This window comes from bacterium endosymbiont of Bathymodiolus sp. 5 South, from assembly GCF_900128535.1.
Lineage (GTDB): Bacteria > Pseudomonadota > Gammaproteobacteria > PS1 > Pseudothioglobaceae > Thiodubiliella.
The window spans coordinates 52,756-62,719 of the sequence record NZ_FQTR01000001.1; the positions used below are offsets into that span (position 1 = coordinate 52,756).

8 protein-coding genes are annotated in these 9,964 nt (G+C 35.0%); 3 read left to right on the forward strand and 5 right to left on the reverse strand.

Annotation, left to right across the window (positions count from 1 at the left end):
* Positions 1-15: 15 nt before the first annotated feature.
* Genes BBROOKSOX_RS00305 through BBROOKSOX_RS00315 form a run of 3 tightly spaced genes read left to right on the forward strand, consistent with a single transcriptional unit; the run spans position 16 to position 4,846 of the window.
* Positions 16-657 (forward strand): MerR family transcriptional regulator, encoded by a 642-nt coding sequence (locus tag BBROOKSOX_RS00305; protein ID WP_050990225.1) that lies wholly within the window; start codon positions 16-18, stop codon positions 655-657.
* Entirely contained in the window at positions 654-4,094 is a 3,441-nt protein-coding gene (locus BBROOKSOX_RS00310; protein WP_139659168.1) for an acyl-[ACP]--phospholipid O-acyltransferase, read from the forward strand. The genes BBROOKSOX_RS00305 and BBROOKSOX_RS00310 overlap by 4 nt, the downstream gene beginning before the upstream one ends.
* On the forward strand, positions 4,091-4,846 hold the full coding sequence (locus BBROOKSOX_RS00315; RefSeq protein WP_139659169.1) for a ceramidase domain-containing protein: 756 nt from the start codon (positions 4,091-4,093) through the stop codon (positions 4,844-4,846). Before BBROOKSOX_RS00310 ends, BBROOKSOX_RS00315 begins: the two co-directional genes overlap by 4 nt.
* 44 nt (positions 4,847-4,890) lie before the next feature.
* Here BBROOKSOX_RS00315 and galU read toward each other — a convergent pair whose 3' ends face one another.
* The 5 genes from galU to BBROOKSOX_RS00340 form a co-directional block, all read right to left on the reverse strand.
* Positions 4,891-5,733 (reverse strand): UTP--glucose-1-phosphate uridylyltransferase GalU, encoded by an 843-nt coding sequence (galU, locus tag BBROOKSOX_RS00320; RefSeq protein WP_139659170.1) that lies wholly within the window; start codon positions 5,731-5,733, stop codon positions 4,891-4,893.
* A 2-nt stretch (positions 5,734-5,735) separates the two neighbouring features.
* Positions 5,736-6,935 carry a glucose-6-phosphate isomerase gene (locus BBROOKSOX_RS00325; protein WP_139659171.1) on the reverse strand — a complete coding sequence of 400 codons (1,200 nt, stop codon included), beginning with the start codon at positions 6,933-6,935 and terminating at the stop codon, positions 5,736-5,738.
* Positions 6,936-6,954: 19 nt separating this feature from the next.
* Positions 6,955-8,679: a phosphoethanolamine transferase gene (locus BBROOKSOX_RS00330; protein ID WP_139659172.1), complete on the reverse strand. Its 1,725-nt coding sequence runs from the start codon at positions 8,677-8,679 to the stop codon at positions 6,955-6,957.
* Entirely contained in the window at positions 8,658-9,401 is a 744-nt protein-coding gene (gene surE, locus BBROOKSOX_RS00335; RefSeq protein WP_010645557.1) for a 5'/3'-nucleotidase SurE, read from the reverse strand. Before surE ends, BBROOKSOX_RS00330 begins: the two co-directional genes overlap by 22 nt.
* A 113-nt stretch (positions 9,402-9,514) precedes the next feature.
* Positions 9,515-9,886 carry a hypothetical protein gene (locus tag BBROOKSOX_RS00340; protein WP_218973687.1) on the reverse strand — a complete coding sequence of 124 codons (372 nt, stop codon included), beginning with the start codon at positions 9,884-9,886 and terminating at the stop codon, positions 9,515-9,517.
* Positions 9,887-9,964 lie beyond the last annotated feature (78 nt).

A 9,964-nucleotide genomic window follows, 5' to 3' on the forward strand; every position in this document is an offset into this window, starting at 1 on the left:
AAAAAAGTAAATATTATGCTAAAAATGAATGAATTGGTAAGGTTGAGCGGAGAAAGTAAATCGACACTTATTTATTATTTAAATGATGGTTTGTTGCCTCAACCACAAAGACCCAAGCCCAATGTTGCTTTGTATGATGAAAAATGCCTAGAGATTATTAAATTTATTCGTTATTTGCAAAACTCTCTTTATTATTCCATTAGCCAAATCAAAGCAATTCTCACTGGCAGCACCATTAATTTTGATGATAGTATTGATATGATTATTAACTCGCTAGAGGTTGTTTCAGTCGGCAATAAAGAGTTTTCTGTTAAAGAGGTTTTGCAAAAAAGTAAAATTTCCCTGCAAAAATTACAAGCACTGCAAACATTAGAACTCATTAGAGTTGATGATTTTTATTCCCAAAAAGATATTGAAATAATTGATATTCTCATAAAAAGCGAGCAAACACTAGAATTGCTCAAACATTATGTTAAAAGCGCTAAAGCATTGGCAAAACTAGAAAATAAAATTGGCGTAGAAATATTACAAGAGCAACACAAAAACAGCAATACCCACCAAATAATTTTTGACACAGTGTTAAAAGTCAAGCCTTATATTTTTAGCAATCACACTTTACTAGAAAATAAACGCATTCATAATGGAGACAAATCATGAAAAATCTTTATAAAATTAGTGGATTTTTAACTTACTTTTTAATCGTATTCCTTAATGCTTCTGTTGATTTAGGGCACAAGATTGTTTTACAAAATACTATTTTTAAAACCTATGATGGCACAGAATTAATGGTTTTAACTGCCATTATTAACGCCTTAATTTTATTACCTTTTGTATTTTTGTTTTCGCCATCAGGTTTTATTAGTGACAAATATTGCAAAACTAAGATAGTGCAAGTTTCCTCATTTATTGCTATTATTATTACCTCTTTAATCACATTGAGCTATTATTTAGGCTATTTTGAAATGGCATTTGTTGCCACATTACTACTCGCCGCCCAAAGCGCTTTTTATTCCCCCGCCAAATACGGACTCATTAAAGAAATGTTTGGCACCGCTAATGTTGTTAAGGCCAATTCCATCACTCAGGCTATTACCATTATTGCAATTTTATTGGGCGCTGTTATTTATTCTATTTTCTTTGAAAGTCTTTTAATAGGTGATGTTAATAATAAAGATGAAATACTAAAAATGGTTGCTCCAATTGGCTTTGTGTTAATTATTTCAAGTGTATTTGAGTTTTTGTTGTCTCTTAAATTGCCAACAACCAAGACTAAAAAAATCACTGATAATTTTGCAATAAAAAAATACTTAACTGGCGGTTATTTTAAGAACAATAACAGCATAATCAAAAGCAATAAAGTCATTTGGCATAGCATTATTGGGCTGAGTATTTTTTGGGCAATTTCACAAATTGTTGTTGCTGTCTTTGGCGCATTTTTAAAGTCATCTGCTGGCGTAGAAAACACTGTCATTGCCCAGTCTTTGTTAGCAGTTGGCGGTCTTGGTATTATTGTTGGCTCAATGATTGCCAACAAGGTTTCTAAAAACTATGTTGAATTAGGTATTGTGCCTTTAGGGAGTCTTGGCGTTGCAATCACTTTATTTATTATTCCTACTTTGCAAAATGTTAATATTATTGCTGGGGTATTTTTTATTTACGGTCTTTGTGCTGGTCTTGTGTTGGTGCCACTGAATGCATTAATTCAATTAAGCGCACCCAGTTTTAGTTTGGGTAGAATTTTAGCTGCCAATAATTTTTATCAAAATGTCTTTATGCTTGTTGCTTTAATTGCTACTGCATCCCTTTCTTATTTACAATTTGATAGTGGTGATATATTGCTGATTGCCGCAACAATTGCCACTGTTGGAGCGCTTTGGACATTTGTTAAATTACCGCAATCTTTACTAATTTACATAGTGCGCTTTGTATTTAAGCTGCGTTACAAAATTAACGCCATAGGGGTAGAGAATATTCCTACAAATAAAGGCACTTTATTACTTGGCAACCATGTTTCCTACATTGATTGGGCAATTTTGCAAATAGTTTACCCACAACAAATTCGCTTTGTTATGGAAAAATCAATTTACAAAAAATGGTATCTTAAATGGTTTTTTGATTTTTTCAAAATAATTCCCATTTCATCATCTGGTAGCAAAAATTCCCTCAAAGAAGTGGCAAAAGCACTTAATGACGGTCATACAGTGGCACTTTTTCCAGAAGGAATGTTGACTAGAAATGGTGGAATGAATACTTTTTTAGCTGGTTATGAACACATATTAAGAGAAGTTAAAGATTGTGCAATTGTGCCCTTTTATTTACACGGCTTGTGGGAAAGTAAATTCTCTAATGCAGCAGATAGAATTAAACAAAGTGGTCGCAATATTTGTGTTAAATTTGGCGCAGAACTGCCAACTAACATCAAGGCTGTGCAATTAAAAAATATTGTTATTGATTTAAGCGTTGATGTTTGGCACAACTATATTAATCAGCAAAAAGATATTGCCAGTCTATGGATTGAACAAATAAAGAAGAAAAATAATTTTTATGTAGCAGACTCCACAGGCATGAATTTAAACGCTAATAAATTTTTAGCCGCCACGCTATTAATGCGCAAATGGCTAAAAAATAAATTAGGAAATAATAATAACATAGCGGTAATACTGCCTGCAACAGTTGCTGGTGCCATGTGTAATATGTCTTTATTTTGTTTGGCTAAAACAGTCGTTAATCTTAACTACACAACTGGAATACAGCCCTTGAAGTTGGCTATTAAAAAAGCGGACATACAAACCATTATTACCAGCAAAAAATTTATTAAAAAATTACAAGGTAAAGGCTTTGATTTAAGTGAAGTGCTTAACAATGGCAATGTTATTTACTTAGAAGATATGCAAAAATTTGCACACAAATTACGGGCAATTGGTTATTTTTTACGGGCAACATTCTACCCAGTATGGCTCTTAAAATTATTATTTATTACCAAAGTAAAAATCACAAAGACTGCTGTGATTTTATTTAGTAGTGGTAGCGAGGGTACGCCCAAAGGCATCATGTTAAGCCATAAAAACTTAATTGCTAATGTTAAACAAGTAATAACAATGCTCAACCCAAGCTTAAACGATAAAATAATGGGCACACTGCCAAATTTTCATTCTTTTGGATTAACAGTTTGCACGCTGATGCCCCAACTTGAAGGCATTCCTGTTATTTATCATCCAGATCCAACAGATGGCTACGGTATTGGTAAGTTGGTAACCGAACATAAGGCAACTATTTTGCTTGGCACTGCGACATTTTTTCGCTTGTATTTGCGTAATAGAAAACTCCAACCTTTAATGTTAGCAAGCATTAGACTGGTAGTTGCTGGCGCTGAAAAACTACCTAATAAAATACTTGATGACTTTAAACAAAAGTTTGGATTAGATATTTATGAAGGCTATGGAACCACAGAAACTGCACCTGTTGCAAGTAGCAATATTCCAAATGCACTGGTGCCAAAATATTGGAAAATTCAACAAGGGCAAAAAACGGGCACTATTGGCAAACCATTAGTAGGCACAAGCATTATTATTACTGACCCTAATAGTTTTGAAGTATTAAAACAAGGTGATGCTGGGATGATTTTAATTTCAGGACCTCAAGTAATGCAAGGCTATTTAAATGATCCTGCTCAAACAAACGCGGTAATAAAAACCATCAATAACAACAGGTACTACATCACTGGCGACAAAGGTAAGATTGATCAAGATGGCTTTGTTACTATTGTTGACAGATACTCTCGTTTTGCAAAAATTGGTGGCGAAATGATTAGCCTAGGCAGCTGTGAAGAGCAAATGAGTGTTTGTTTGGGTGATGAAATTGAAATAGCGGCTACCAATTTAACCGATGTTAAAAAAGGTGAAAAGATAGTATTGTTATTTACTGGAGACATGACACAAGAGGCACTAAAACAAAAATTAATTGCCGCACAAATTAACCCATTGTATTTGCCTAGTTCTTACCACAAGGTAGAAGTTTTGCCAAAATTAGGAACAGGTAAAGCAGATTTTAAAGGTATTAAAAAACTTGCGCAACACTTGGAGGCGGGCGAATGACAAATATTCAAAAACTAACAATCAAATTAATATTATTAATCAGTTTTGTCATAACGCTCATCATGTTTTTACAAGATCCAATTCCACAAAGTGTCAAATACCATAGTTTTGTTGATGACAGAGGTATGTTTGGGGTTGTTAATTTTTACAATGTTATTTCTAATTTTCCTTTTTTATTGGTTGGAATTTACGCAATAATATTATTGAAAAACAATAAGTTAGACATTAGTGACAACATAAAATATATGTATTACACTATGTTTTTTGGCGTTGTTATGGTATTTTTTGGCTCTAGTTATTTTCATCTTGATGTTAGGCATGAAACATTATTTTTGGACAGATTGCCGATGGTAATTGTCTTTATGGCACTTTTTTCCATTGTCATTAGTGAGTTTATTAGTTTAAAAATTGGTAAAAAACTATTTATTCCATTAATGGCATTAGGTTTGTTTACTATTGTTTATTGGATTATTGGCGAGCATTATGGATCTGGGGATTTACGCGGGTATCTTTTAGTGCAGTTTTTACCCATGTTGATTATGCCAATTATTTTGCTAAGTTTTAAACGCAAATCAGCTAAAGCGTATTGGTATTTGCTATTATTTTATGTTTTTGCAAAATTATTTGAGTATTTTGATGGGCAAATATTTGAATTATTTGGGTTTATTAGTGGACATTCAATTAAACATGTGGTTGCAGCACTTGGGTTATTGATTTTTTTACTTATAGAGAAAAAAGACTCAAAGCATTAACTCATAAAAATATTAATAAATGTATTTAGGCAGATAGTTTCTCTTTAAAAGTTGTATCGTTGTTCTTTTGCAAAAACACTGTTTGCCTCAACAAAACCCTTAACACTGCCGCAATCAAAGCGCCTACCTTGAAATTGGTAGGCGATGACCTTACCTGCTTTAGCAAGTGTCATTAAAGCATCAGTAATTTGAATTTCGCCATTTTTATCACCTTGAGTACTCTCCAAAACTTCAAAAATCTCATGTGTGAGAATGTAGCGACCAATGATTGCTAAATTGCTTGGTGCTTCTGTTGGCGTAGGTTTTTCCACCATATTATGCACACGATAGGCACTGCTTGAACCTTCTAATAATTCGCCATCAATCACGCCGTATTTGTCCACTTCACTTGCTACTACCTCTTCAATTGCCACAATGCAACAATCAGGGTTTTGTTCATACAATTTGATCATTTGTAACAGTACGCTATCACTGTCACTGGTGCATAAATCATCTGGCAAAATTACCGCAAATGCATCAGCGCCAATCAACGGCTTGCCCGTGTAAATTGCATGCCCTAAGCCCAGCATTTCTTGCTGCTCAATATAAGAAAAATCACACTGTTCAGAAATAGCATTAATTTCATCTAACAACACTTCTTTGGTGGTGTTTTTAATACTTTTCTCAATATCTACCTGTGGTTTAAAATGGTTTTCAATGGCTTTTTTGTGTTTGTTGGTTACCATTGTCATACTACAAATACCCGCACTCATTGCTTCTTCCACGGCATATTGAATTAATGGCTTGGTGAGAATTGGCAACATTTCCTTAGGGATGGCTTTGGTGACAGGTAAAAATCTTGTGCCATAACCTGCAACTGGAAAAAGACATTGATTGATAATACCCATTATTAATTCTGCAGACTTTCTTTAAGAATGGCTTTGCCTTTTTCTACACCTGGCTGATTGTAGGTGTTGATTTGTAAGAATTCACCAATCGCAGAAACCAATAATTGATAGCTAAACATTAGTTTGGCAATATTGTATTCATCCACAGTAGAAATTGTAATCACATCACAAGGAATATCGCCCTGGGCTTCAACCGATTCAATAGTAGCATCAGCTTGTTTGTTAAGCAAATCATTAAAACTCAAGCCTTCAGCGTATTCCGAGCCCAAATTCTTATCACCAGATTTAGGGATAATGGTATTGTCTTTTAAATCGGCAATCTTAATAAAAGTAACCGTCTTGTCACGCACACCATCAATAATAAGTTGCAAAAAACTGTGCTGGTCAACAGGCCCTATCAAGGCAATTGGCGTAAGCGCTTGTCTGGTTTTGTTGATATTAATCTTACCTAAACTTTCTGCCCAAAGTTGCACATACCATTTGTTAAAACCTTCCAGTGATGAAGAATAGGAAAAAATCGCATTAATATTAAATCGTGCTTTGTTTTCCACTAAAAATCGTGCTTTTCTAATAATAGGTGCGTAATAACTGGACTGCTTAAAAAAACTGTCTGATACACGCTTGCAACCATTCAATAAATTATCAACATCCACACCTACCATCGCAAGTGGCACCAAGCCGACCACGCTAAATACTGAGAAACGCCCGCCAATATTCTCAGCCAATTCAAAGACTTTGATATCTCGGTCTTGTGCAAACTTAGTTAGTCCGCTCTTAGCCTCAGAAATAACCGTGCAATTATCACTATTTATCTCAACCAAAGTGTGTAAATACTTAAATAAACTAATGGTCTCAATAGTACTACCTGACTTTGAAATCACCACAAAATGTGCATCAAAAATATCAAATTTAGTGAGGCAATGATTAATTTCAAGTGGGTCAAGCGTCTCCAAAAAGACCAAATTTTTTTGATATTTATTTGATGGTAATAAAAACCCATAAATCGCTTTAACACCTAAACTTGAACCGCCGATACCAACCACCACGATATGCTTTTGTGCTATCGTCTTAGCATACGCCTTGATATCACTGGTATCCTGGTAAGGTAAATCGTAATAGCCAATCGTCTCACGCTCGTTCTGAATGCGTTGGAAAATATCGTCATTAGAATGGATTTGATAAAAATTCTTGTTATATTCCATCTAGTTATTATATCTACTATTAATATAGTCCACGGTCAATAAAAATTTGCTGATATTTTTTATCCCAATCTTTAAAACGAATGGCTTTTTTACCATCAGGAAAGGTCACACTCATTTTCTCAAAGTCTAGCGTATAAACACTTAAATCAGGCTTAACCAAAACTGCCCTTGGGTCGTTGTGTTGTGTTGGCATATATTGACTAACAACTCTTAAGCGATTTGAGTCTTGCGTATCAAGCAAAGATTTACCATTCACATTAGCATGCGGTTTCATGCCAATAATCGCCAAAATACTTGGCACAATATCTGCTTGTGAAACTGGCAAATTTTGATTACGCATCAACACACGATAGTATGATTTTGGTGCAGAAATAAGCAGTGGATTGTGAATGATATTTAGATGTGGGTCTTGATTAAACTGCCCTGATTTTCCACCTAAGCCTTGCCCATGATCAGAAGAATAAAATACCCAACTATCAGGATAGTTGCTACGCATCTTCCCAATAATTTTAGACAGATAATCATCGGTTTTAACCACAGTGTTATCATACGCATTGATAGAATTTGGCTCATCCTCAGGCAAAAATTTCTTATGCTGTTTGGTGGAGTGCTCATTATAAGGATAATGCGAGCCATCCATTTGCAAGACTAAAAGAAATGGCTTCTCCTGCTTTGTAATATTGTCAATATACGGCATGGCAATCTCGTTTAACACACGCATATCATCTGCACCTTTATGCACAGAAGCGTCTTTATTCATCGTCACACCGTGCCAAAAATAATCCACATCCCCATCAACAAACAAATCTTTAATGTGTCCCCATTGAGTATCTTGCGCACTAATAAATGCAGTCGTATATCCACGAGCCTTAGCGTAATTAAAAACTGACGGGGTTTGATAAAATCTACCTTTTGGGTCAATACCTTCCATACCTACCAACATATAAGGCACACTCAAGCGTGTATTTGTACCAATGCTTAGTGCGTTGTTATATTTAATCAATTTTTTGTCTCTTTCAAGTTGCGACAATTGAGGTGTGGTATTTCGAGCATAGCCATAAATACTCATTTGTGAAAAGTTTAAAGATTCACCAACAATATAAACAATATTAGGTAAGTGATCAAGTGGCTTTCGACTTGGCGCTATATTTGGCTTTTCATGTTTAAACTTCAATACTTGATTGTGTGACATTTGCAATAAGGTTGAATAATATGCCAATACTGAATTCTGAAAATTACTCACACCATACCAACTAAATGTCGTGAGTAAATACAACAATACAAAACCAATAATATTTAAACCGTAACGCCATTTCACTATTCTAATTGGCACTGTTATGAGTCTTAACAAACCATAGACTGCCAATAGAATAAAAATAAATTTTAAAACATTAAGTTGTTCTAGCCATAATGCCAACACCATCGTTGGGTCTTGTGAAAATTCATGAAAACCAAAACTAGAAGCAAAACTACGATACACTTCATAATGCGACATCTGCACCAACGTTGGCACAGCAATAGCGATAAAAACAAGCCTTCGTCCAATTTTAGAGCGCCCAACAATAGGTTTAAGAATAAACAACAAAGACAACATCGCTAAGGATGTTAAACCCAAATTAACAAGTACGCGTTTAATATCCCAATGCTCTGAAATCCACGCAAAATCACGCACCACAAAGACATCTAACAATATAAGTGCAAGCCAAACAAAAAGCATGGATTTTATTTGATTGTTGTTAGCCATGTGGAAACCGTGTCTATTTCGTTATATTTAGTTAAGTCGATCTGCAAAGGCGTGACTGATACATAGTTATTGGCAATTGCATGAAAATCTGTACCCACGCCATTATCAGCTTGCGCACCATTTTCACCAATCCAAAATTTCGATGCATCGTCTTTATCAGGTATGCTTTTTTCCGATTGATGGCGTTTGCCCAAACGCGTAGTTTGAAACCCTTGAATATCTGCCAATGGCACATCTGGCACATTGACATTAAGAATCGTATCGTGTGACAATTGCGCATGGGTAATTTGGGTGAGTAATTTTTTTGTAATAATACCTGCGGTTTCAAAATGCTTGCCTTTCCAACTAGCCAATGAAATGGCTAACGATGGCAGACCTAAAAAGCGCCCTTCAATGGCGCCTGCAACTGTACCAGAATAAACCACATCATCGCCTAAATTTGGTCCAAAATTAATACCCGTTACCACCAAATCAAACGCTTCATCCAATAACCCACTCAGCGCTAAATGCACACAATCACTCGGTGTTGCATCAACACTATAAAAATTTTTCTTGATCTCAATGGGCTGTAGCGCTCTATCCAAAGTCAAAGCGCTACTAGAAGCCGATTTGTTTTCATTCGGTGCTACCACAACAATTTCATGCTCTTGTGACAAAGTTTGCACCAAAGTTTTGATGCCTTGTGCGTCAAAACCATCATCATTACTAATTAGGATTCTCACATTAAGACCTTTGTATAAATACAGTGCAATTTAGGAAATAGTACATTTAGTGTTACACAGAATTCTAGGAGAGCTCATACAAAAAAATAAGGGTAGTATATTGCCAAGGACTTTTACAACTTAAACGCATAATTTCCACCCAATGTCTTTGCCCCTATTTTTCTAAAAAATCTATCAGTTAAGCTAATGTTTGCACCAGAAATTACATGAGTCAGCATATGCTTGACTTTTTCTTTTTTGGCAATTTGTTTAACGACTTTAAAAAGTTTTAAAGCAACCTTGCCGCCCATTAAGCTGTGTCTTATCTCACTTTTAACATACAAAACAATAATGGTTACAATTTTATCATTTTCACCAATAAAATATTCACCTATCGTTGCATAACTAAAATCAATGGCTTTTCCGTCAATTTTAGCAACCAAACCTAGCGCTGGTTTATTCTTAGTGGTATCAAAAGAAACCTTTGCATAAATAGGAACAATCATCATAAACCCACTTTTCACCCACTTGGCGATTTTTTAAACCCAGCCTTAGCCCTGCTAGGACAAGGTTTAAAGAAATCA